The sequence below is a fragment of the Burkholderia sp. MSMB1826 genome (assembly GCF_001526325.1).
Taxonomy (GTDB): domain Bacteria; phylum Pseudomonadota; class Gammaproteobacteria; order Burkholderiales; family Burkholderiaceae; genus Burkholderia.
This window is the reverse complement of the sequence record NZ_LOYN01000033.1, coordinates 24,342-47,986: the sequence shown is the minus strand read 5'-3', so window position 1 is coordinate 47,986 and position 23,645 is coordinate 24,342. Positions and strand designations below refer to the sequence as shown.

The 23,645-nt window shown below is 61.7% G+C and carries 18 protein-coding genes and 5 pseudogenes; 20 read left to right on the top strand and 3 right to left on the bottom strand.

Annotated features, from left to right (window positions below):
- Positions 1-63 precede the first annotated feature (63 nt).
- A pseudogene (locus WS95_RS21610) lies at positions 64-500 on the top strand (LysR family transcriptional regulator); the annotation flags it as partial.
- Between the two features lie 59 nt (positions 501-559).
- Here WS95_RS21610 and WS95_RS21605 read toward each other — a convergent pair.
- Positions 560-1,392 (bottom strand): annotated as a pseudogene (locus tag WS95_RS21605) (IS3 family transposase); the annotation flags it as partial.
- A 389-nt stretch (positions 1,393-1,781) separates the two neighbouring features.
- Here WS95_RS21605 and WS95_RS21600 point away from each other — a divergent pair.
- The 16 genes and pseudogenes from WS95_RS21600 to WS95_RS21540 all read left to right on the top strand — a co-directional run bounded on the left by WS95_RS21600 (position 1,782) and on the right by WS95_RS21540 (position 17,236).
- On the top strand, positions 1,782-3,632 hold the full coding sequence (locus WS95_RS21600) for a hypothetical protein (RefSeq protein ID WP_156444550.1): 1,851 nt from the start codon (positions 1,782-1,784) through the stop codon (positions 3,630-3,632).
- 344 nt (positions 3,633-3,976) lie between these two features.
- Positions 3,977-7,039: a hypothetical protein gene (locus WS95_RS21595; protein WP_156444549.1), complete on the top strand. Its 3,063-nt coding sequence runs from the start codon at positions 3,977-3,979 to the stop codon at positions 7,037-7,039.
- A 337-nt stretch (positions 7,040-7,376) separates the two neighbouring features.
- On the top strand, positions 7,377-7,688 hold the full coding sequence (locus tag WS95_RS35065) for a transposase (protein ID WP_156444548.1): 312 nt from the start codon (positions 7,377-7,379) through the stop codon (positions 7,686-7,688).
- Positions 7,689-7,775: 87 nt separating this feature from the next.
- Positions 7,776-8,117: an IS66 family insertion sequence element accessory protein TnpB gene (gene tnpB, locus WS95_RS21590; protein WP_218921602.1), complete on the top strand. Its 342-nt coding sequence runs from the start codon at positions 7,776-7,778 to the stop codon at positions 8,115-8,117.
- Positions 8,118-8,168: 51 nt separating this feature from the next.
- A pseudogene (gene tnpC, locus WS95_RS36190) lies at positions 8,169-9,711 on the top strand (IS66 family transposase).
- A gap of 535 nt (positions 9,712-10,246) precedes the next feature.
- On the top strand, positions 10,247-10,390 hold the full coding sequence (locus WS95_RS35060; protein ID WP_156444546.1) for a hypothetical protein: 144 nt from the start codon (positions 10,247-10,249) through the stop codon (positions 10,388-10,390).
- A 130-nt stretch (positions 10,391-10,520) separates the two neighbouring features.
- Positions 10,521-11,435 carry a pyruvate carboxyltransferase gene (locus WS95_RS21580; RefSeq protein ID WP_059825728.1) on the top strand — a complete coding sequence of 305 codons (915 nt, stop codon included), beginning with the start codon at positions 10,521-10,523 and terminating at the stop codon, positions 11,433-11,435.
- A gap of 17 nt (positions 11,436-11,452) precedes the next feature.
- The gene (locus WS95_RS21575; RefSeq protein WP_059825725.1) at positions 11,453-12,262 is read left to right on the top strand and encodes a TenA family transcriptional regulator; all 810 of its coding nucleotides are present in this window, start codon (positions 11,453-11,455) and stop codon (positions 12,260-12,262) included.
- Positions 12,147-12,620, top strand: a complete 474-nt coding sequence (locus tag WS95_RS21570) for an aminotransferase class IV (protein WP_257139920.1) — start codon at positions 12,147-12,149, stop codon at positions 12,618-12,620. Before WS95_RS21575 ends, WS95_RS21570 begins: the two co-directional genes overlap by 116 nt.
- On the top strand, positions 12,613-13,320 hold the full coding sequence (locus WS95_RS21565; RefSeq protein ID WP_059825722.1) for a PIG-L deacetylase family protein: 708 nt from the start codon (positions 12,613-12,615) through the stop codon (positions 13,318-13,320). Before WS95_RS21570 ends, WS95_RS21565 begins: the two co-directional genes overlap by 8 nt.
- Positions 13,321-13,368: 48 nt before the next feature.
- Entirely contained in the window at positions 13,369-14,232 is an 864-nt protein-coding gene (locus WS95_RS21560) for a PhzF family phenazine biosynthesis protein (RefSeq protein WP_257139919.1), read from the top strand.
- Between the two features lie 76 nt (positions 14,233-14,308).
- Entirely contained in the window at positions 14,309-14,956 is a 648-nt protein-coding gene (locus tag WS95_RS35825) for an ATP-grasp domain-containing protein (RefSeq protein WP_257139918.1), read from the top strand.
- A 9-nt stretch (positions 14,957-14,965) separates the two neighbouring features.
- Positions 14,966-15,496 carry a hypothetical protein gene (locus WS95_RS35820; RefSeq protein WP_257139917.1) on the top strand — a complete coding sequence of 177 codons (531 nt, stop codon included), beginning with the start codon at positions 14,966-14,968 and terminating at the stop codon, positions 15,494-15,496.
- Positions 15,497-15,507: 11 nt separating this feature from the next.
- Complete coding sequence (locus WS95_RS21550) at positions 15,508-15,978, top strand: MFS transporter (RefSeq protein WP_059825717.1); 471 nt, start codon at positions 15,508-15,510, stop codon at positions 15,976-15,978.
- Positions 15,927-16,634: an MFS transporter gene (locus WS95_RS21545; protein ID WP_257139916.1), complete on the top strand. Its 708-nt coding sequence runs from the start codon at positions 15,927-15,929 to the stop codon at positions 16,632-16,634. The genes WS95_RS21550 and WS95_RS21545 overlap by 52 nt, the downstream gene beginning before the upstream one ends.
- 23 nt (positions 16,635-16,657) lie before the next feature.
- Positions 16,658-17,236, top strand: a complete 579-nt coding sequence (locus WS95_RS21540; protein ID WP_059825715.1) for a nitroreductase family protein — start codon at positions 16,658-16,660, stop codon at positions 17,234-17,236.
- Between the two features lie 39 nt (positions 17,237-17,275).
- Here WS95_RS21540 and WS95_RS33855 read toward each other — a convergent pair whose 3' ends face one another.
- Entirely contained in the window at positions 17,276-17,404 is a 129-nt protein-coding gene (locus tag WS95_RS33855; RefSeq protein ID WP_082746976.1) for a hypothetical protein, read from the bottom strand.
- A gap of 51 nt (positions 17,405-17,455) precedes the next feature.
- Positions 17,456-17,851 (bottom strand): annotated as a pseudogene (locus tag WS95_RS21535) (DUF4158 domain-containing protein); the annotation flags it as partial.
- 214 nt (positions 17,852-18,065) lie between these two features.
- Here WS95_RS21535 and WS95_RS35815 point away from each other — a divergent pair.
- From WS95_RS35815 to WS95_RS21530, 3 genes and pseudogenes are all read left to right on the top strand, one after another.
- A pseudogene (locus WS95_RS35815) lies at positions 18,066-18,378 on the top strand (IS5/IS1182 family transposase); the annotation flags it as partial.
- Positions 18,379-18,750: 372 nt separating this feature from the next.
- Positions 18,751-19,371, top strand: a complete 621-nt coding sequence (locus tag WS95_RS35055; protein ID WP_156444545.1) for a hypothetical protein — start codon at positions 18,751-18,753, stop codon at positions 19,369-19,371.
- Positions 19,372-20,354: 983 nt separating this feature from the next.
- Positions 20,355-23,447, top strand: coding sequence for a hypothetical protein (locus WS95_RS21530; RefSeq protein ID WP_179950213.1), 3,093 nt, complete (start codon positions 20,355-20,357; stop codon positions 23,445-23,447).
- Positions 23,448-23,645: the final 198 nt, after the last annotated feature.

Genomic DNA, 23,645 nt, shown 5'->3' with positions numbered 1-23,645 from the left:
CAAGGGCACCAATGCAATGTTTTGAAAGGGGGATGTGCTCATGAAAACCGACATGTGCGGCGGCTGGACGGCATAGCCATCCTCGTGGAAGCGGTCGAGGCGGGCGGCTTTGCTTGTGCTGCAGAGCGGCTCGCACTATCTCGGTCCACCGTGGGCAAAGCCATTGCGCGGCTGGAGAGTCGCCTTGGCGTGCGGCTTTTCAACCGCACCACCCGTACCCAAAAAACCTGACTGAGGACGGGCAGATCTATTACGAGCGTTGTCGGCGCGCAATCGAGGAATTGCGGGCGGCGGAGTCGCTGCTCGAGTCCGGCAAGCAGGAAGTGGCCGGGCGCTTGCGCGTGACGATGCCTGTGTTGTTCGGCCGCTACTGCATCGCGCCGATCCTGCTGGAATTTGCCCGCAAGCATCCCAAGCTGGAGCTTGAGCTCAGTTTGAGCGATCGGCCCGTCGACCTGATTGCCGAGGGCTTTGATATGGGCATACGCAATGGTGACCTGAGGCGGAGTTTTGTAGCCATTCAGGCAGTGAGTCTCACGTCGATATTATCGGAATCCAGCTAGGCTCGACGGACCGTGGCGGGAGGTTGATAGCGATGTGCGCTATGCGGCCGGCGCTCGTTGTAGAACTGCCGCCAGCGTTCGATGAGCACTTTGGCCTCGGCGCGGCTGCGGAACCGCTCCCGGCTCAGCAATTCGTCACGCAGCTTGCCGTTGAAGCTCTCGACGAAGCCGTTTTGCCACGGACTGTCGGGCGCGATGAAGGCCGGACCGATGGCCGCATCCCGCAGCCAGCGCATGACTCTGGCAGCGGTAAATTCGGCACCGTTGTCAGACCGAACGAACGCGGGCTTGCCGTACAGGCGCATCAGTCGTGACAGCGTCAGAATCACGTCCTGCGACCGCAGGCTGGCGCCGACCTCGATCGCCAGGCGCTCGCGGGTGTATTCATCGATCACGCATAGCATCTTCAACGCTCGGCCATCCACCAGTTGATCGTGCACGAAGTCATAGCTCCAAACCGAATTCGGCTGCGTGGCGCCTGGCAGGCGTATGTCGTTGCCGCAACGACGACGGCGAGGACGTCGCCGCGGAATGTTGAGCTGTAGGGTTCGCCACATTGGCCGCACGCGCGATTCGCTCAACGCTAGCCAGGCCGACATCCGGCGATAGCCGAAGCGCGGTACTTCTTGCGCGGCCGCCATCAGCCTCTCGCCCAGACTCCGATCCTTCTCCGGTTGCTTGAGCGTATAGGTCGCCACTCGGCGGCTCAGTCCCAGGTAGCGACATGCCTTGCGTTGCGAGAGCCCCCGCCGAGTCAGGACTTCCAGCGCTTCGCGCCGGCCCATCGGGGTGTTCATTTTTTTCGGCTGAACTCCTTCAGGCCGTCGATGTCGGGACGAGTAACGGAGATCATGTTCCGAGACTGACTAACTTGTCCATTTCTTAAGTGTAGCTGATATCAAGTATTTCTGAGCTAGGATGGCGGCCGCTGTTTTGAAATACGACGTAACGTTGTCTGCTCGATTTGAACATTGCATAGGTGCCCATCCTATGAAAAAACAGTGGCGATCCCACCGCATCATCCGCCGCAGAGTTTCGTTAGCGTCCTGATTTGTTCGTCAGCCGTGGAAATTTGGACGAGTGGATTGGTACATTCTCGTAATTTAATTTTCGCGTGCGACATGTGCGGCCCTGCATTGAAGGGCGTGGTACATGTGTGTCTGGCAGGATATTTAACTGTCTTGCAGGGCTTGCCGCGATTCATAAGGAATCGACGATATGACGATCAATCGAACACATGGCACGGCTGCTACGATTTGGAGTGAGCAGGATCAGCGCGGCGAGGAGCAGCGCAAGGAAGGGGACAAACGAGCGCAAAAATCGTCAATGTCGCCGCAGGCAGGAGTGCATGCGCTCACCCGGACACGAAGCCTGCCAGCTCGTCTCGACGCGCATTCGGCTGGCGAGCCCGGGTCGGAGTCAAGAGTGCGCCGACGCGTCAGCCGTAGTTCGTCGCAGCTCGAGCAGGAGATGTCGAGCCGTGCGGTGCATGGCGACAGCTTTAGTGCACCTTTGGTCATGCAGAGTCAGGTTTCCTCGGCCGAGGAGCATCATATTCATATCGACGATGCCACCGGGTTGGGTTCCCAGATGACTGACGGTGGACAATTGCCGCCTAAAATGTCGTCCGTAGCACGTCTCCTAAGAGCTTTCGGGAGGATGACCGACGTGCGCACGCTATTAAGTCAGGCCGACGACCACGAATTCATCGCCGCGTTGCGCGCGTCGTCGGGTGAAACGCCAGGTCAGGGTGCCAGGCTCGACCAATTGACGGCACATGTCACGGAGCTCAAGGCGCGCATCGACGAAGCCGGCTTGGATGGGGTACTTGCAACGCGATTCAAGACGCGCCTTCAGGAGGTGAACGATACGTTGAATGCGCTACAAACGGACAAGCCGTTTCATGAGCGAGCGGCAAAAATCGTCGGTCTGAACCTACTGCTTGCTCCGTTGCCGTTGATTATCCCGCTTATGACGAAACCTCGACAACAGAAGACCGAGGCTGAAATCGCGGCGCTGATGGCTAAAGCTATGGTCGAGGGTATCGGCATGATACGTACACCGACCACGGATAATAACCTCCTGAAGGACCGCGCCATGGCACGCTACTACGCGAACATGGTGCAAGCGGTTGAGTTCGCGCTGCCAACGTTTGTGAGCAGCCTACGTTTTCTCAACAAAGATGCGGTATTTAACGTAACGGCCGGTGCGGTGTCTACCGGAGCGCTGTTCGGGGGATTCCTCTCAAAGGAAATCCGCGAGAAGTACAACGCTTGGCGGACGGGCTCGGCTCATCCGGATTTGCATCAGGCAGGCCTCACGCTATCTGCCGAGACGAAGGCCGCTCTGGAAGCCGTCAGGACCGCTGTGGAAATGGATCGGGAGACGCTTAATACGACCAAGGCGACGTTCTTGGCAGGCGACCAGCGCGAATTGACGCCTTACGTCAGCAAGCAGGTCACGATTGCCGTCGATGCGTACCAGCGCCTTGCGGATGAATTGGCCGATTGTATTGGCCTTTCGCCAGCCCAGATGCCGGCGGAGAACCGTGATCGCTCGGCCAAGTTGGCACTGGCGTTGTTTTCGACAGCGGTGTGCGTTGCGACAACGATTTTAATATTGCCCGACACGATCGGAACAGTGGACCTTGCATCCGACGCTGCCTTTACATCCGCATTGATGTTCAGCCTGATGGCAAACAAGAACGTGAGCGGCAAAGACGCCCTGGAGGAATTCAAAACCTTTGTGGGATTGAGCCTCGTGATGCTGGCAGTCCTTGCGGCCAACAAGGCGGCGAACGATTTCATTGAACATGGTGTGAGTGGACTGCTTGTCGGCTCTATCACGATGGCAGCACTGAACCTTACGATGCCGGGGCCGGTCGGTCATGCGGCCGCTCGCGCAATTGAGAAGCTCATGAGCATGTCACCCCCGGATCTGATGGCCGGACTCAAAAGCATCGGCAATCGCGTTTTTCAGATGTTCACAGCCGAAACGGAATCACAGCGTTCGAGTGGCGTGACGATCGAGGAATTGCCTGACGACCTCGAGGGAAGCTTAACGTCCTGATATTGAGATTGATTCGCTCCGAACCAACAGGAGCGCCATACACTATCGTCATCGCTATGCTCCAAGAAAAGGGCATTCGTTACCCTGCAGGCTCTTTCGTGCACCTCGCGTGGCTGCACCGACTTTAAATCATTGTGTATCGAAGAGGCACGTTCGGTGGTGTCTTAAAATTATTGCGAGGGTCATCGGATGTGACGTGCGGTGGCTCCTTTTGACACGTTATGAAATTCCCCGCGCTTTTTTGCCGGGCCGCTGCGTCGGCTGACACGGTTGAATCGGATGTCACACATAGGCAGATCACGTCTTCGCTCCAGCGACTGCAATCTCGCGGGGCACCTCGGCGCTTGAATGCACCGCTGGCTAGCCTGGAGCCTAAATTGCGCGCCGGCGCACCTGGCACCATTGCTGGTCCGGGTTACGTCTACACGTCGATGGCTCCGCTCCAGCTTCGGCAGAATATGGAATCCGCACATACCATCAATCGGCCGGCGTCCGTGACCGAGTTCAGTGCTCGGAATTCATCTTGGCTGAAAGCACGAGCCGAAAGTCTGACACGCAAGCTCCATGAATCGGCGCGTCCTGGGCTTGGCGCTCTGCAACCTGACGCTGTGCGGGCGATCGATAGCGAGCGTGCGTTCGCCTCTGTCGTGGAGGCGCTTTTTACGCACAATGTCGCATCCAGTAGCGCCGATATCCACATGCTGATCGGCTTGCTCGCGGGCACTGCATCCGAACATCCCGCTGATTCTGCGCACATTCGCTTGGCCGGTGCCCTTCAGTGCGCGCGGGCGCTCTCCGCCGCAACGAACGGGAATGCCCGGCAAGCGGTCGCAGCGCTCGATCACCTGCGTCGTCGCTTCTCGCTCGATGTCGTGAGCGAGGAAACGACAAGCGGCGACGCACAGCGGCATGCCTGGCATGCGGCGCGTCTCTTGAGCCGCACGAGCACCGGGTTCGATGCACTCGTCGCGTTGCGCGACGATCCGGCGCTTCACGAGTACACTGACGATGGCGCCATGAAGCGGGAGAGCCTCCGCACGTTCCTACAGGCCGCCACGCATCTCATGGAATCGAGACCCGAAGACCAGCCGCATCCCGACAGCCCTTCGGCACAAATTCGCGACGCCATCGCGCAGCTGGCAAGCGCGCAAGATCCGTCCACATTGCCCGATGCACTTGCCCTAAATGCACTGCTGTGTGCGGCAAAGGTATATGCCGCGCCGTATGCCACGGCAAAACAGATCGCGGACAGTAATCAAATTGCAGGCTATGTCGCTTGGCGCAGCGGCTATCGCATGTCCGGCTCCGGCTCGCCGCTCGCGCGCACGCAAAGACGTATCGCGAAGTTCATGATCTGGATCCGGCGTGCAGAGAGGCGCGCAACTCATCGCGGTGCGGCGTTTGATCCGCGCCGATTCGTCGGCATGCAGAAATCACCACTGACGGCTACCGGCTATGGAACGGGAGGCGCGAATCTCGGCCTTGTCAACCGCGAAGCCGAAGCACGGCACGAGGCATTGCATGGCGTCCTCGATGCCGTCATCTCGCATCTCGGTGTACTACTTCAGAATCCTGCGCTCCCGGTCGAGCAGCGGCACGTCTTGCTTTTCCGGCAGCAGTGCATTGTGCGCTGGAGGGCCGTCTCGAAGCGGTCGTTCCAATCGGACGAACTCAAATTGTCACGCCGCGACCAAGAGATCATTGCCGCTACCGTGATGACGCTGGCGCCGCGCGCGGGCCTTGACGGACACGCTGTGCGGCGCTATCGCGCCGTCGCCGATGTGAAGAAGCTCGATTTGAAGACTCTCGAACGCTGGCTTCACGAAGCGGCCTTACTCGCTGCGACACCGGAGGATGGTACAGAACCGCATCCACATGTCGAAAGAATGCGTGAACTGAATCGCGCTCGCCGGCTTCGCTCAGCGGGCGCGACACGTGCCGCTTTCCGCGCCGCGCTCACTCATGTCATCGATACGACGCCACTTGGCAACAACGTACGCTATTTCGATGGCGGAACTTACGGCCTCAACTTCAACAGTTCAGTGAATCTTGAGGACTTCAAGGCGATGTTCGGCGTATCGGTCGGACCGGGCGTCAAAGTGCTACGGGGGCGGCACGCGTTTCTCGAGATTGGCTCGTCATCCTACGGTGGCGAAATCTTCATGGGAACCGACGCGCGATCGTCAAGGGGCGTGAGCTTCGGTGTGTTCGGCGGCGTCGCGCTCGGGAACAAGAACGTGCACGCCACGCTCGGCGGTGGCGTCGGCATGGCATACTCGCGCGATCGCAGTGCGCCAAGAGGTGTGATCATCCGTACGCAATTGAAGCGAGATGCGGATGACAAAGTGACCGAATCGTGGCGCGAGCAGGCCAACAGCCTCGTTGGATTCCTCTTCGAGCAAAGTGCGCTCACGGAGGCATCTGGCCCGACCACGCCGGAATGTCTCTGGGAGCGTTTCAGCGCGCGTTTTTTCCGAATGCACGATATCTCGGTAAACTGGCGTGATCAACGGCGCAGCAGCCACACGATCTCGACGGCCGCCAGCGCGATGGCCCGCATCGGCGTGGCAGGCTGGCACGTCGGCCCGGCGTTCAGCGCAAGCTACGATAGCCTTCTTGCGGGCAAAAACGAGCGAGTCGATGCAAACGGCTGGTTGCGTGGCACCGAGCGTTCGCGGTCCCGCTCGGCTGCGCTGACAGTCAACGCTACACTCGTTGCTGCATCGTCAAGCATGGGGAATTTTTCGACACATCCGGGACATCCCCAATCCGTCAGTCTTCCTAGTGTGCCGGTCGTTGGCCTGACAACTGCGCTCATTCCGAGTGGGGCGAGTGTTACGTTGCGAATGGTTGATGAGCACGGGCGTGCCCATCCGAGGTATATCCGGCGTCTCGTCGAATTCCTCGATCCACAGTCGTTTCTCTCGTACCTCAATACACGGCGGGAAGGCATCGCACACGGCGCTGCCAGCAAAGCGACACTGAATGCCTTTATCGACGAGGTGAGAGCATCGAGCACTCGCGGCAACCAGGCATTTGGCGAAAGCGCGAAGATCCGGCCGGAAATTGCCGAAACGGTGAGTGCCTATCGCGACGAAATCGATATGATCAAGCAATGCGCACGGTCCGGTATTTCAAGTGACGAGAGGGATAATGTTCAGATCGCGTTACTCGAAGCCGAAATCACGCGTCTGTTGAATTCCCCGGAGAGCTGGAAGATATCCGGTTACTACACCTACGAACTTGGTACGCGCGGCTATGCCGCGGGCCTCGCCACCCTTGCTCAGGCGACCGCCTCGACATCGGCCAATGGCGAGCGTGTGCTGGCTGAACTCGCAATGAGCAAGCTTCAGGCGCTCGACGAGCTCGAAATCGCCACTCGGGACGAAACGCCTGGCGCGCAATGATGGGCACGACGCGGTATGCACCGTGTTCGATCGAGCGGTTCATGCGGCCGCACACCGTATAGCCCCGCGCCCGCTGGACCGGGTCAATCGCCAGTTCAAGGCGGCACGGCCGCTCTGAGCGACCCCAGTACGCAGTGCCATGATGTGAGCGATTTTTCGGTAGACTTTTTCAGTATGAAAGGCGCAGGGGCGATGATCGAGCTGCGCGCATCGGCATCCTGTGTGCTGCAAACCGGTATCCCGTGGGAAGACCGTAAGCGCTCGACACGTACCGTCTATTTACGAGGGCGCGGCAGCGGCAATCTGATTCCCATCAGATGTAATGGGAATCAGATTGATGAAGCCAGTGGTGCAAAGAAGACAGCCGGGATCAAGGAACTACACGAAGGAATTTCGGGAAGCGGTTGCCGCCGAAGCGAACGATCCAAATCGCTCGATTGCCGAGGTAGCGCGTGCGCACGGCTTGAACGCCAATATGGTCGCGCAGTGGCGAAGAAGCTTACTCAATACGCAACGTGCACCGTTGGTACCAAACATCGCGCTGCTACCGGTTGATGTGGTCGATCTGCTTGCGAAAGACATCTCACGTCACGCTCTGCCGAAAAACGCCAGACGTGTCGGCGCCCCTTGCGATGCCGCCGGGCTGTGAAATCGAGATCGAGGTTGGCAAACGACGTATTCGTATCCGCGGTATGTCGCAGGAGTTCGCCGAACGGTATTTGCGAGACTGTCTGAAGTGATCTCGCCGAACACGCAAATCTGGATCGCAGCGGGTGTCACGGACATGCGTTTCGGCTTCAACTCATTGGCCGCGAAGGTGCAAACCGTGCTGGAGAAGGATCCCTACAGCGGGCACGTGTTCGTGTTCCGGGGTAAGCGCGGCGACTTGCTGAAGTGCTTGTGGTGGTGCGGCGGTGGCCTGTGCCTGCTCTCGAAGCGCCTCGAGAAAAGACGTTTCGCGTGGCCACGCGCCCATGCCGGAGTTGTTGCGCTGACGACCGCTCAGCTCGCGCTCTTGCTCGAAGGTTTCGATTGGCAGCAACCTATCGATGTGGCACGCCAGCGCAGCGCATTGTAAACGTTCATTACGCGTGGAGAGCTCGTGGGTGGCGTCGTGTCAGCTCTCTGCATGTCCGCTGCTCCAACCCATCTCCCCGACGACATTGACGCGCTGAAGGCGATAGTCGCCAGTTTGCACGAGCAGTTCTCGTCGCGCGCGATCGAGATCGAACATCTGAAGCTGATGATCGCCAAGCTGCGCCGGATGCAGTTCGGCCGGAAATCGGAGAAGCTGGATCGCCAGATCGAACAGCTTGAATTGCGGCTGGAAGACCTGCAGGGCGATGAAGGCTCGGCCGATATGGTCACGGCTGCTGCAGTGAAACGGCCGAGTCGCGAAGGAGTGGGCCGCAAGCCGTTGCCTGATCACCTTGAGCGCGAAGAGCGCATCCATCTGCCCGCCGATGATGACTGCCCCGACTGGGCGGGCAACTCAAACCGCTGGGCGAAGACGTCTCGGAACAACTCGAATACGTCCGGGCGCACTTCCGCGTGATTCGCCACGGCCGTCCGAAGCTGGCCTGCGCATGCTGCGATCGCATCGTGCAGGCCGCGGCACCGAGTCGCCCGATCGATCGGGACATCCCGGGGCCGGCGCTGCTCACCCACATCTCCGTGTCGAAGTTCGCGTGCCACCTCCCGCTGCATCGCCAGGCAGTCATGTACGCGCGCGACGGCGTCGAGATCGATCCGGGTGAGATGGGGTATTGGATGGGGGGCATCACGGCGCTGCTTGCACCGCTGGTCGACACCGTGCGCCGCTACGCGCTGTCCGGCGGCAAGGTTCACGCTGACGACACGCCGTTGCCCGTGCTGGCGCCCGGCAACGGTCGTACAAAGACAGGACCTCTGTGGGTCTACTTGCGTGATGACCGGCCGAGTGCCTCCGAAGAGCCGGCGGCGGTCTGGTTCGCCTACACGCCCACTCGACGGGGGAGCATCCCCAGCAGCATGTTGCAAACTTCGCCGGCGTGCTGCAGGCCGATGCGTTTGCCGGCTATGCCGAGCTGTATCGCGGTGGCACCATCCAGGAAGCTGCCTGCATGGCCCACGCTCGCCGAAAGATCCATGATCTACATCCGTCCGTCCCAACGCGGTAACGGAGGAAGCGCTGGGCCGGATCGGCGCGCTCTACAACATCGAGGAGCAGATCCGTGGCAAACCACCTGATGAGCGGTACAGTGTGCGCCAGGCGCGAGCGGTGCCGCTGCTCGATGACATGAAACGCTGATTCGAAGCAACGCTCGCCACACTCAAAATCTGACACGACCAAGGCGATTCAGTACGCGCTGAATCGCTGGCCTGCGCTCATCTACTACTGCAGCGACGGGTGTGCGGAAATCGACAACCTAATCGCCGAGCGAGCACTGCGCGGTGTCGCCCTCGGCAGAGAGAATTACTTGTTCGCCGGCGCCGACCCCGGTGGCGAATGTGCCGCCGCGATGTATAGCCGGATTGGCACGGCGCGCTTGAACGGCCTTGATCCCGAGGTGTATCTCGCCTACGTGCTCGAGCGCATTGCGGTCCATCCGATCAACCGCATCGACGACCTGCAGCCGTGGAATGTGGCGTCGTCGCTACCCTCTACTGCCCACGTCGAGCCTATCCGATAGCATCGCGCTCCCGTCGTCAACGATCTACGCTACGGTGCTGGTCGAGTGCTTCGCCGTACGTGTGCCCGGACGACCTGCAGCCGGTCGACGCTCGCTAGGCGCACGCGATCGGGAGCGGCGGCGAGCTCGTGTCATGCACGCACGGCGCCCGTCAATTCAATCGAATCCTGAAATACATTATTGCAAAATTCGATTGTCTGTCAAAAATACCAGGACGAATGGTTTTGTAATGAATCGGCAGTTTCAGTCAGATCATGAAAATGGTTGATCCGGAGAATGTGGCGCGAAGCCAGTGGTTTTTTCAATTTCTCAGTATTTGGGTCGAAAATCCACGATGAAGGAATTATGAAAATATGAAGAGTGTTGTTAAAAATATGATTTTTATTGTTCAAGAAAGCAGGCATTCTTCTCGCGAAGATTGTTGCCGCCGCCTACCCGCACGCTACCCGCACGGGGGCGTGCAATGCGGATACATATACGGAAGCGTTGTCGGCGAAATGGTCGTCACCCGTGAAGACTCGAGGAAATGCCTGACGTGGTGAAACAAACGCTCATCGAAATCGGCCATCCGGCTCGTGCCAACGCATCGATTGCAACGATCATTCGAAGTGTTTCGATTTTCGTCTTCTGGCGATCATTCAAACATCCCGTCCTTCATGTGCTGAAAACCCAGAAATGAATTGATTTCAATGAATGCAGGCGGCCTTGATTTAAAAGGCCGTGCTTGCACATCGGTCGCCTTCGTTCGAAAACCTGCGACGTGGTTTGCGGCAGTGCTAGATGCCCGTCGGATTCGTGGAGCCCAATCGATGAATTCACCTTTGAGCCGGACCCAACCGAGTCGCACCGTAACGCTGCTCGACTGCACGCTTCGAGACGGTGGCTATATCAACGATCACGATTTCTCCGCACCGCAGATCGATGCGATCCTGACGCGACTGATCGCATCGGGCGTGGATGTGATCGAGGTCGGCTACTTCCGGCGTCGCAACCTCGAGCGCCACGCGGCGACGATCGCGCACTGCCCGCACGCATTCCTCGCGTCGCTCGCGCGGCAAGCGCCGGTGCGCTACGGCGTGATGGTGCCGCCGGGCGACGTCGAGGTCGCGGACCTCGACGAATTGGCGGATCTGCCCGTGTCGGTGGTCCGCTTCACCTGCACCCAGCGGAACCTGGACAAGGCCGCCGCGCTCGGCGAACGCGCGAAGCGCCTCGGCCTCACGACCTGCGCGAACATCACGCGCATCAGCGAACGCCCGCCCGCACAGCTCGCGGAGGTCACGCGCGCGCTCGCCGCCGCCGGCTTCGACACGCTGTACGCTGCCGATTCGAATGGCGCGCTGTACCCCACCGACGTGACCAGCATCGTCGGCGAAATGCGCCGGCATTTCACCGGCCAGCTCGGCTTTCATGCGCACGACTCGCTGCATCTCGCGGTCGCGAACGCGCTTGCGGCGATGAGCGCGGGCGCGTCGTGGGCGGACGGTACGATCGGCGGCGTGGGCAAGGGCGGCGGCAACGCGGCGATCGAAGTGCTGCTTGCGGAAGTGTCGAAGGCGGACCGGCGGCCGATCAACATCGGCGGCTTTTCGCTAGTGCCGACCAGCTTTCCGCACGATTTCTTCCCCGTGCGTTTCAAGGAAAAGCTCGACAACGTGTTTTACGGTCAGAACAACCTGAACATCGACAAGATTAAGTCCCTCGAATCCCGACACTCAACCTGATAGGAAGGAATCCGATCATGAGCGAATTCGTTCAATCGCTGCGCGACAAGATCAACGGCCGCAAGAAGATGACGAGCCGGCTGTACCAGACCGTGCTCGCCGGGAAGGCCGGCAAGCATCTGCTGCAGAACTTTGTGATCCACCGCTTCCCGATCAAGAACCACTGGACCCGCAACATCCTCGGCATCGCGTCGCGCATCCCGGACCACCGGCTGCGCGTCGAGCTCGTCGAGAACGTGTTCGAGGAGGAGACGGGGCACTTCAGTCAATCGAAGCGCCACCTCGAAACCTTCGTCGATTTCGGCAAGGCGCTCGGCGTGACACAGGACGACATCGATCGCGCGGCGCTGCTGCCGCAGACGCAGGCCGTCATCGATCACAACGTCGAGGCGTGCAACACGTCGGTCCATTTCACCGCGGGCGTCGCGTCGGTGCTGCTGCTGATGGAAGGCCAACCGCCCGTCGTGTCGACGCAGAACCAGTCGATGCTGTCGGTGATGCGCGACGTCTACGGGCTGCCGCCGGAAGGGATCGAGTTCTTCGTGCACCACGCGAGCAGCGTGGAGCGCGCGGGCGACGGGCAGCAGGCCGTCAGCGATCTCGAGGAAGACCACGCCGAGACGGCCGAGATCCTCCTCGACACTTATTGCACGACCGACGAATTGCGCGCGCAGGCGCACCGCTTCCTCGATCGCGCGATCGAGCGCCGGCATGCGCACTTCGACGCGATCTACGAGCACTTCCACGATCCGGCGGAGCCGCCGTTGCATTTCAGCGTATGCGATTCCGTTCATCGCGGATCACGGCGCGCGTGCGGCCGGGTATGATTTTCCCGTCTTCCTGAACGACGAAGGCTACCTGAGCGAAGCGCCCACCGCGGCGCTGTTCATCGTGACCGGCAATCACCTGCGCACGCCGGCCCTCGACCAGGCGATCCTGCCGAGCATTACGCGCGACGCGATCCTCGAGATCGGCCGCGCCGAAGGGCTCGACGTGCGGGAGGAGCGGCTGATGCCGAGCGAGCTGCACATGGCGGACGAAGCGTTCCTGTGCGGCACCGGGCTGGAAATCGCGCCGATCGCGTCGGTCGATGCGTACGTTCTGAAGCACCATGCTGCGCGGCCTGTCACGCGGCGGCTCGTGGCCCGTTATCTAGATCTTGAAGGGGAACATCGTCATGAGTAACCGGCCGCTCGTCGTCGCCGCCCATCCGGGCGATTTCGTCTGGCGTGCCGCAGGCACGATTCTTCGCCATCGCGCGAACGGAGAGGACGTCAAGGTGGTGTGCCTGTCGTATGGCGTGATGGGCGAAGCCGGGAAATTGTGGAGCGCGGACGGCGCGACGCGCGCGACGGTCAAGCGCGCGCGCATCGCGGAAGCGCGCGCGGCGGCCGACGTGCTCGGCGTCGAGCTCGACGCGCTCGACCTCGACGACTACCCGCTCGAAGCCAGCGCCGATACCACGCTGCGGCTGAACCGGATCATCCGCGCATTCCGCCCGGACGCGATCGTCACGCATCCGCCAGCGGACCCCGGCAACGCGGATCACGCGAACACCTGCGAGATGGTCACGCAGGCGCGTGTGTTTGCGAGCGCGCCGGGCCACGGCGCCGACACGGTGCCGCCGTCGAGCCTGTTCTACTTCGAACCGCATCAGCCCGAGCTGTGCGACTTCAAGGCGAACCTGTTCGTCGACATCTCCGACGTGTGGGCGCGCAAGCGCCAAGCGTTCGAGTGCATCGCGTCGCAGCAGGGAATGTGGGCCTATTACGAGCGCGTCGCGCTGCAGCGGGGCGCGCAGGCGAACCGCCGCGCGGCGCAGGCGATCACGCATGCGGAAGCGTTCCAGCGCGCGTTTCCCGCGGTGGCGTCGCCGCTCGCATAGACGACGATAACGACGGGAGTCGCAACAGTGATCAGGTATGGCGCACAGGTGCATGCATTCAGCGCAAACGGGCAGCGCGGCAATGCCGCGTTCGTATTCGCGACGGATCCGCACGAACGCGTGGACATCGGCGCGTGCACGGCGATGGCCGGGCGGCTGCAGGGCGAAGTCACGTGGATTATGCGCGGCGCGACGCCGTCCGGCCTCGGCCTGCGTTTCTTCACGCCTGGGGGCGAGATTGCGTTCTGCGGGCACGGCACGCTCGCCGCGGCCGCATGGCGTGCCGAGCACGACGACGGCGGAACCGAGCAGGTGTTCGACGTCGGCGGCACGACGATTCGCGTCGGGCAGGATGCGCAAGGGCGCTGGTCGTACCTGCAGGAAGCTGGGCGCGCGCAGCGAATCGACGGCGGCAATGCGCTCGCCGAGGCGCTGGCCGCGCTCGGCCTACCGAACCCGGACGTGCTGCGCGCGGCCGGCGCGACGCTCGCGCGCACGATCGGCGCGCCGCGCGAGAAGCTGTTCGTCGCGTTGCCCGACGCGGCCGCGCTGCACGACATCGCGATCGATCCGGCGCGCCGCGACGCGCTATGCGCGCGCCTCGACACGACGGGCCTCTACGTCTACGCGGTGTGCGACGCCTCACCGCCGGGCCTCGTTGCGCGGCACTTCCCGCTGCGCTGCGGCACGCAGGAGGACATGGCCACTGCAGGCATCGCGCCGACCGTGGTGCTCCATGCGGGCTTCCCGGACGACGCCGGCGACGTCGTGATCGACCAGGGCGGCCCCGATTGCGCGAACGCGCGCCTCGTCGTGTCGATGGAGGGCCCCGGCACGGCGCGGCGCGTCGCGGGCGAGTGCGTGCTCGTGCGCAACGTGCCGCTTGTCGGCGTCGTCGGGCCGGTGTCCTGATCGCGCAGGACGAAGGACGGACGTCCGCGGCCGCTGGCGGCGTGTGAACAAGACTGGATACGACGCGAGGACAATCATGGCATTTCTGGTATTCAACCGATCCACCAAGTTCGATTTCTACAACTGGCTGGCCGACGCGGGCCGTGATGTGTACGCGATCACTAGCAAGCCGATGAACCGCCCCGGCAAGTACAAGCTGATCCGCAAGTTCGACGACCTCAACAGCCCGCTCGCGGACCAACTCGCGCTGGAGATAGGCCGCAACGCGTCATTGCAGTACCTCGCGTCGCAATCCGAATACGACATGCTGCGCGTGGCCGCGCTGCGCGAAAGCCTCGGGCTGGCGGGCCAGTCGGTGGCGAGCGCGCGCGCATATCGTGACAAGGTCACGATGAAGGACTGCATGGCGGTGGCCGGTGTGCCGACCGCCCACTATCGGCGCCTGGAGGTCGCGACCGACCTGCCCGCGTTCACCGACGCGCACGGCTATCCGGTGGTCGTGAAACCAGTCGACGCGGCCGGCTCGCGCGGCGTGCGGGTGCTGAAAGATGCGCGCGATCTGCACGACTTCCAGCTCGCCCCGCCCGCGCGGCAGTACATGGTGGAGACCTTCGTCAGCGGTAAGATGTATCACGTCAACGGCCTGCTGCGCGGCGGCCGCTACGAATTCATCGTGCCGTATCGCTACATCAACTCGTCGCTCGACTATCAGGCGCATGGCTGATACGGCAGCATGACAATGCAGCCCGACACGGAACTGGGCGAGCGCCTGGTCGCGTTCTGCAAGCGCGTGATCGCGGCGCTACCGCCGACCGATCCGCTCGCGTTCCACGCGGAAATCTTCTGCGCAGACGACGGCACGCTGCTGCTGAACGAGATCGCGAACCGTACCGCCGGCTCGCTGATCATCGAGCTGATCGAGCAAGACTACGGCTTCAACCTGAGCCGCGCGTGGGTGCGCGCGCAGTGCGGGCTCGACACGCAGATCGGCGCCGGCGCGCGGCCGCAGCGCTACTCGGCGTCGCTGATGTTCCCGACGCGGGATGCCGCGCTGCGCGCGCTACCGTTCACCACGCCGTTCGAGTGGTGCACGAATCTGTTCGTCAACGGGCGACAGGGTATGGTCAATGGCAAGGCCGCGACGTATACCGACGACGTGCTGAGCGTGATCGTCACCGGCGCGAGCGAGGCGCAGACCGCCGAGCGCGTCGCGGAGGCAAGCGCGTGGCTCGAAGCGCGGATCGTCTGGCAGGCCGCGCACTGACGCGCATCGATATGGAACGGCAACCGATCGAACGGGCCGCGCCCGCGCCGGCCTTCACGACGCACGCAGCGACCGGCCGGCCGCTCGAGCTCGGCGTCGTGATGGCGATGTATTCGCTCGCGCCGCTCGTGATGGCGATCCACGCTGGCGCGGCGGCGACCCGCTTCGGGCCGCGCTGGATGATGGTCGGCGGCAGCGCAATACTGCTCGGTGGCGCGGCGCTGCAGGCGGTACCGGGGCCCTACGCGCTGCTGTTTCCCGGCGCGCTGCTGTGCGGCGTCGGCTTTACCGCGCTCCAGATCTCGCTGCAGTTGCACATAGGTGAGCGCAGCGCACCCGACGCGCGGGTGCGCAACTTCGGCTATTTCTCACTGACGCAGTCTGCGGCGACGTCACTTGCCGCGATGCTGGGAGGCTCTCTGTCGGGCGCGTGGGGGGGCGCACGCCGCTGCAGGCGACGGCCATCGCCGCCGCCGTGCTGATCGCGCTCGTCGCGACCAGCCGGCACGCGTTCCGCGCGAGCACGGCCCCGCCGGCCGCGCCGGCGGGCGGCGCGCGCGATCGCGCGATCGTCAGGCTGATCGGCCAGCGCGACGTGCGCACGGTGCTCGTTGCCGGCGCGCTGCTCGCGATGGCGTGGGATCTGCATACGTTCATCGTGCCGTTCATCAGCCGCAGCGTGCGGTTGTCGCCGGAACAGATCGGCATCGTGCTCGGGCTGTTCTCGTGTGCGACGTTCGCGATCCGGCTGTGCCTGCCGGGCCTCGTCAGGTGGGTGTCGAGCGTGTGGGTGATTCGCGCCGCGCTGATCGTCGTCGGGCTGTGCTTCGCGGCGTATCCGTGGCGCACCAGCTACGCGACGATGGGCGTGCTCGCGGTGTTTCTTGGGCTCGCGCTCGGCACCGCTCAGCCGAACCTGCTCGCGCTCGTCCACGACGTGGCGGCGGAACGGGACGTGGGGCGGCTGATCGGCCTGCGCACGATCCTGCTCAACGTCGGCGCGTCGCTGTGGCCGCTGTGCTTCGGCGCGCTCGGCTCGCCCGTCGTCGGCTTCGTGCTGCCCGGCGCGGGCATGATTTTCCTGCTGGCCGGCCTGCGTTTCTCGCTGACGCCGTCGCACGGCAAGCCTGCCCCCTGAACACGGAACCCAAGGAGCCTGACGTGCTCGCCACCAACCCTCTCGCCCCTCTGCTCAACCGCCGCTCCACGCCGTCACGCCAGCTCGGCGGCGCCGAACCCGAGCCGGCCGTGCTCCGGGGCTTGCTGGAAGCCGCGGTGCGCGTACCCGATCACGGTAAGCTCGAACCATTCCGCCTGATCTTGCTGAGAGGGGAGGCCAAGGTCGCGTTCAGCGAATGGCTGGCCGCGCGCGCGCTGCGCCGCTCGCCCGACCTGACGCCCGCGCAGCAAGAGAAGGAGCGGCTGCGTTACACGTTCGCGCCGGTCGTGATCGCGGTGATCGCCTGCATCGACACTGACAGCAGCGTGCCGGCGCTGGAGCAGTACCTCAGCGCGGGCTGCGTCGCGTACAATCTGCTGCTGGGCGCGTGCGCGCTCGGGCTCGGCGCGCAATGGCTGACCGGCTGGGCGGTCTACGACGCCGAAGTGGCGGCGCTGCTCGGGCTCGACGGCAACGAGCGGCCGATCGCATTCGTGCACGTCGGTACGCCGGAGCAAGCAGCAGCCGAGCGCGAGCGCCCGGACCTAGAGCGTGTGTTGAGCGTCTGGACGCCAGCATGACGCGCCGGCCCGCATTCCGCCGGCGGCCTTCGCTTTCGCCTACCGGCTCCACATCATCGGGTGCGTCGCGCCGGTCGACGTCGTGGGTTCGCCCACCACCTGGCCGAGGTCGTTGATCCCGGCCGCCGAACTGTAGCTGCCCCCCGGCAGCGTGCTGAGATCGTTCATCGTGCCACCCCGGTACAGCTAGATCGGTCTACACCGGTAAACTGCATAAAAATCAAGTGTGAGCAGTCGGTCGAGCGTGAGTTTCTGTTCGGCCGTCAGGCGTCGTGTGACACGTTTGAATAGGCGGGATTGTGCCCGGGCATGGATCTGTTCGGTCAGTCGAACCAGGGTCGAGAACGCCGGAAGTTCGATATTGCGCGCGATCAGCTCGTCGATCGTCGCGTTGATGATGTCGACAGGTTGGCCCATCGTGCGCGATGCGGTATGCGCGGCTCGTGTTGCGATCGCGTTCGCGGCGGTACCGTAGTACGGCTGCACCTCCAGATAGGCATGTACCGCTGCGTAATGCCGGAACAGCGTGGGCGAAGACGCGGTGTCGTAGCCGAATCGAGCGCCGTTGCCCATGTCAGCCGCGGCACGCAAATGGTCAACAATGGCGTCCGAAATGTCGCCGAGGATCGTATCATGCGCTGCAGCGCATAATCACGAACCTTGTTTATACCCCTCCAATGCCGCACGCGGGTTGTCGACAGCGACACCAGTGCATCAAACCGCCTGCCGGCGTCGAGCGACGGCGCGACCAGGCGCACACAGGGCTGATGGGAATCAGATTGCCCGTGTCGAGCCCTCATGAACAGACGGTACATATCGAGCGCTTACGGAAGACCTCCGTCAAGAGCTGTGCTTCCGCAGCGGCATGATGTGCTGGCGACGTCTGCGAGACTGGCAAGCGATCGGTGTATGGCATCGACTGCATCGAGCGGTTACGTCGATTGCGTGAGCACGACCAGAGCGATTGGGAGCGCGCGAGCGTCGATGGAGTCAGCGTCTCCGGCCCCAGGTAGCCAGGAAACAGGTCTCCACCCGACCGAGGCAAGCTCGAATCGGAATGACACATCATCGTAGATGCACGCGGCATTCCTCCGGTCGTCACGATCACAGGAGCTGACCGGCACAATTCGACGGTATTCGAATCCGTCACTTGAGTAGATTCTGCGCTATTCCATCTTCCTTGGACGGTGGAATCGATGAAACGGGCATAACACACTCTAGTGTTGCTGGCCGCTTATTTTCGCTCCGCGGTATAAGAGTTCGCTCACCGCGTCAAGAAGCCCGCCCACTATAGTCACAGTGATGCTCGTGTAATCACTTGCAATTGAGGCGAGGCAAAAATGGGTATATGTGTATCGGTGAATCGCTCCGCAATTTCCGACGACGACGTTTCCCAGCATGGGAACGAACGCATCCGGAACGTGAGAAGTCCGGACAGTCGAGGTTCATCGCGTACGCGATCTGCAGCGCTGTCGCCTCTGTCATCTCGATCACCATCGAGTGAAGCGGCTACGTTGCCCTACGAAGCGGTTGAACCATTGACCCATTATTTGGACGCGGTCACCCTTGGTAGGTTTTCGTTAACGAATACCCAGTTTGGCGGGTATCTTTCCGAGGCGCGGCAGCGCGTACAAGAAGAAATTACAGCCGATGTTCAAAGGGCGAATCAGGAATTCGGAAATCAATCCAGTGCGCCACTTCAATCATTTCGCCGGGTTTGCTCCTTGCCGGATGAGGCGAGAGCTGAGCTGCTCGCTAGCGCGGTGAATGGATTTCGTCTCTGGCAAGGGGGGGATATGGACGGAATCCACGCCTCGCGCGTCTCTTTTGCGTCGCTGTGTGGGGAAGTTCGAGAAATGCGAAATCACGAACGATTCCCGGAGCTCGTGTCCGACCTTGTCAATCGCGCATTGTTTGAAATGTATGACACGGGCGACGAGTGGAACACACACAATAATGCGCAGCCGCTGGAGCAGGTGCTTTCGGTCGTAGAGCATCTACCTGAGAGGCAACGACGTGAGCTTGCGAATTTTATGAGGAACAATGTCGTTCCTATGATCAAGGTGGATGATCGACGGCAAGCGCAGAATGCGATCGCCGCGATCGCGCCTCGCCCTCGACGCTACTTTTTGTAGGTTCATTGCCGAAAGTTGTGGAGCCCTTGAGGGCAAAGCGTAACGTGACAGCTGATTTGATAGGCGTGGGGGCGAAAATCGCTAGATTGCCAGGATGTTCGGTTGCCGGGCTGTTGGATTGGCTATCGGCAGACCGCGTGGAATGACAGAAAGGCGGAAGCCGTATGCTTTCTCTGTTTCTGAAACCGGTCAAGGGCGACGGATGAGTTCGGGTACGGACTATCGCTCTGCCACTGTGGCGATCGACCCCGATCACACGGCAAGTTTCCTGAATTGGACGGTGTCGTCCGTGCGAAACGACCCGGGCCTTCTTCGACTTGTTCCCAAGACATTGCCGAGAGCAACAAACCGCTCACGTTCGATACACCACGGTCTACGAGTTGGCGATCAAAGGATAGTGTTCGCAGGCAGAAGGCATCCGCGTATCCGAAGGAATTGCCAACTGCCAATCGGCGCGATGCCGTGCGTCTACTGGCATCCGACAAACTCAAGTCACTCTGGTTCTACCGGAAACCCGCGTGGACAGAAAAAACCTGGAAGCAATGGGCCGCGCAGGCTCGTATCCGAGCGCAGGGATAAGCAGCTCGCGTAGCGGTTCACAAGAAATCCAAGCAGTTCACCCGCGAGCATCAGTCTTCTGTGCGCGTGTCCCGGATTGCCTGGGCTGTGCACATTGATTCGTTTCGGGACGTACTGATTCGCTGGATGTTGCGAGGTGACATACGAAATTCACATACTCTTGTTTAGCGCTTCGCTGGCTCCGCCGTTTCGGGAGGCAATAGCCAGTGCAGTCTTTCAGGGTGAGATACCCATTATTACTATATATAGCTGGAGGCTTCATCGTGCCAATTTCACGCGTGAAGGCGTCTGCCGGGCAGTCCGCCCAGTCGGTGGATGGGTCAAGTTCAGTCGCGAGCGCTAGTATCAATCGACGAGGAAACGCGAAAAAATTTCCGATCGTCAAGTCGCGCGGTAACCGAGTATTGGATACGTTGCGCACGATGGGAAAAAAGGCACAGAAAGCGCTCAAGGCAACAGGCAAAACCACCACTCTTCCGTTTTATAGCAGCACCGAAGTTGTGCCGCGTCACGCGAGGCCGCAGTCGCCGCTTGATGTACTCGTGCAACCGGATCTGTCAGCAACCAACCCATCGACGCTCGGGCGCAAACACGAAAAGAACATTGCATCGCTCGGCATTGTTGATGAAAAAAAAACGGCAGAGCATTTAAGTGGGCGCATCCAGGCTGGATTGCCTAGTGATCTCCTAACGCCGCTCGGTATGCGCTCTTACGTGATCCGGCAGTGGCAGGAAATCGAAACGGGCGGCCGCTTCAGTACCCGGGACATCGACGGGTTGATGCAGGCGTTGGAGCAACTGGTTTCCGCACAAATGGGCGCGGGCATCGAGCCCGCTCACGCGCGAGAGAATGCGATTATCGTATCGAATGCGCTCGCCGGGGCGACGGATGGCGATCCAGCTCGAGCGGTAGCCGCACTCGGTGCGCTGGGGCGCAACGCCGACGCTTCAATGCCAGCACAGTCCGACATGCTGCGTTTCCAGATCGCACTGGGCAAGACGGGCACCGGCATGCAGACGCTGCTGCAGATCGCGCCTCATGTGTTCGAACCATACGCGATATCCGATGCCAGCGGTTCGGAAGAAGTACAGCGCGATGCCTTCCGCCATGCGCTGCGGGCGGCAGACCAGTTACTGAGCAGACAACCGCTACCAGGGCTGGTTCGGCTGGACCAGCTCGCCGATCTTGCCGATGCTGCTCTGCCGCCAGCGCAACGCACACGGGTCAACGCGGCCGAAGGCCAAGTACCGTCGGCTGACGGATGGACGCTCGCACCCGACGATATGCTCGCAGCCAAAGCGTTATGCGCAGCTCTAATTCTGAAGGCCAATCCGCATGCCCGACTTCCGCCGCACCTCGCGGAGGCCTATATGGCCTGGCGTAACGGTTTCGATCGTGAAGGCCGTGGAACGGACCTCGAAAAAACCCGTCAACGGATGTTCAAGCTGTTCAAGTACGTCGAACGTGCGGCCTCGAAAGGCAAGATCGCAGGTATCCTGTCGGGCTTCGTCGGCAAGAGCAAGTCGCCTTTGACCGCGCTGGACGCATTCGGCGCCCGCGGCATTGTCCTCGGCCATCCGGACGAGGAGTTCGCGCCATTCACGGCGGCATTGAGTTCCGTGAAGGAGCAGTTGCGCCATGCGCTGATCAACGAGCACTTGCCCCAGCGCGAGCGCGCGCTATGCGCGGTACGGTTGGCAACGCTCGAGCATTGGGAGGGGCGCATGGCGACCAGCGGCTTACGCGAGACGACGCGGTTCGACAGGGGCGACCACAAAGCTATCGCGATACGAGCACGTGCGTTGCTGCCGAACCGAATCCAAACGAGCGGAGAATCGGGCGTCGCGGTCACGGACGCCGACCACCTTGTGCATCGTGACGAGAACGCCGTGTTGCTCCATAACCATCTGGATAAGCTGAAGAAGATTACGCCGGCCGTACTCCAGAATTGGGCGCGCGAAGCGTGGGCAGTGTCGGATAGCTCGCTCCCACCCGGCGTCGAGAGTCAAATCTCGAATCTGCGTCAGGCGTTTGACAAGGATGTTCGCCCGCGCGGCGGCGACGCCAATGCGCAGTTCGCCGCGATCGACGACCTGATACGAACTATGCCGGAAACCTATGATATTCGTCTGACTGGAGGCGGTACCTACGGCGTGTCGAGCGTGCCATCCGAGTCGCTTGCCGCACTCGCCGGCAAGCTCGCGGTGCCGGCCGTCGCGGTGCTTCCTGACGTCGGATACATCAAGGGCCGTCATGCAGTCATCGATGTTGGTTCGAACGCGCATTTCGGCCATTTATTCATTGGTGCCGATGCACGTTCGGCGATGTATGCGGGCGGTGGCGGTTTCGCCGGATGGGCGTTCGGCGGCGCGAAGCACAATGTGATGATGGCAGCAGTCTCGGGCGGGGTACGGCGCGGCCGCACCTCGGGCGGGCCACGGGGCGTCACGATTCGGGTACGCCGATCGGGCGGCGACGGGCGTGAGTCCCTCGCGACGTGGCGTACGAAGCTGCTTGACGTTGTCGAGACCGCGCGGACGAGTGGGCCATCGGGCGGTGTACCGCGCAACGTGGACGAACTGTGGAGCGGATTGGCGCATAAATTCGCGGCCGATCCAGCAGTGTCGATCAACTGGACGGAGAACCATAGCACCACACGCTACACGACTGGCTCCGCCAGTGCCACCCTTCGGGCTGGCACACCGAATACGCGTGTGGGACCGAGCTTCTCGGCGTCTGTTACGCGGTCGACCACCCGCAATCGGCTCGACGACAAGACTGGAAGTCTTGTACTGAATACAGCGGTCCGCAATCAGGCACTGTCCGTGCCGCTATCGGCAACCCTGATTGAGAACGTTCCGAGTGCGCTGTTGCCTGGTGGAGGTTTGCCGGCGCATGAGCGCGGACATATTGCAGCGTTATCGTTTCCGTCGGTGGCCTACGCCGGAATCGGAACGACGCTGTGGGCGACCAATACCAACGCGGCGCTGCGCGTTGGTCGAGATGGTGACCGCGTTGCAGCAAACCTGACGTTCAAGGACACGGAATTTGGCACATATCAGGAATTCAAGCAGTACGTAGACTACTGCCGGCCGAGACTAGCAAGCGCGTTCGGCGGCACCGAGGACGCGCACCGCAAGCTCGACGAGATGCTGACGCTCTCCGAGCGGGCAAACAACGGCGGCAACGTCATCATGGGAGAGCGCTGTACCTTGACCGACGCCGCAGGGAAGCGACTCAATTTTCTTTATCAGATGCGACGTCATCACGAAGGAGCGTCAGCATCGTCGGAACGGAAGACCGAAATCGGCAAGATCGACGCCGAGATTGCACGGACATTCGGCGCCGACGCGAGCTGGAATCGACCGACGCTCTATGTACTGGAGACGCTGGGTAAGCAACGTACGGCGGGCTTGTCGTTCATGCTCAATATGCAAAGTACTCAAAGCGTTTCGGGCGTCCGCGAACTATCCGTGCTTGCTCCGCCTCGACCGTGAGATCGACCACCGGGTGTGTCCATAACACGTTCCATTAGTCGAAGTGCATCGGATCGTTGTGCGCGTGCCATCGTGGTACGTAGCCTGGTAGGCAATGAGTTGCATTGACCCGTCGCGAAAGTTTGGGCTGGTCGGGTTAAGTTAATACGGATTCGGCAACTGCTGTATCAAGTTGCCGATAGCAGCAAGTCGCTGCTT